This is a genomic window from Apibacter sp. B3935 (genome assembly GCF_009827705.1).
Lineage (GTDB): Bacteria > Bacteroidota > Bacteroidia > Flavobacteriales > Weeksellaceae > Apibacter.
In genome coordinates this window covers 1-571 of record NZ_WINL01000010.1, presented here as the reverse complement: position 1 = coordinate 571, position 571 = coordinate 1, and the positions used below count along the sequence as shown (strand labels likewise).

At 60.8% G+C, this 571-nt stretch carries 1 protein-coding gene; it reads right to left on the bottom strand.

Annotated elements, in window-relative coordinates; translation table 11 throughout:
- Positions 1–118: 118 nt before the first annotated feature.
- Positions 119–571: hemoglobin alpha subunit family protein (locus tag GFV00_RS09670; protein WP_185150429.1), on the bottom strand; the 453-nt coding region annotated here is incomplete at its 5' end.

The window sequence follows — 571 nt, the reverse complement described above, 5'->3', positions numbered from 1 at the left end:
GCCAGAGTCACCAGCAGGCAGGTGCAGCCCACTAAGACTTTATTCAAAGATCAGGAAGTGCAGGTACGCGGAGCGCAAAGGGGCCCCCGGCCCCGACAAGAGTCGCCGCGGCTCCAGCTTAACGGTATTTGGAGGTCAGCACGGTGCTCACAGAGGCCAAGAACTTGTCCAGAGAGGCGTGGACAGCAGGGGTGAAATCGGACGGGAGGTGGCTGGCCAGAGTCACCAGCAGGCAGTGGCTCAGGAGCTTGAAGTTGACGGGGTCCACACGCAGCTTGTAGGCATGCAGGTCGCTCAGAGCGGACAGGGCGCCAGGCAGGTCATCTATGTGGGCCACAGCGTTGGTCAGCGCGTCTCCCACCTTCTTGCCATGGCCCTTGACCTGGGCGGAGCCGTGGGACAAGTCGAAGTGGGGGAAGTAGGTCTTGGTGGTGGGGAAGCTCAGGAACATCCTCTCCAGAGCTTCGGCCCCATACTCGCCAACATTGCCGCCGACCTTATCCCAGGCGGCCTTGATGTTGGTCTTGTCAGCAGGAGACAGCACCATGGTGGGTTCTTTCTGAGTCTGTGT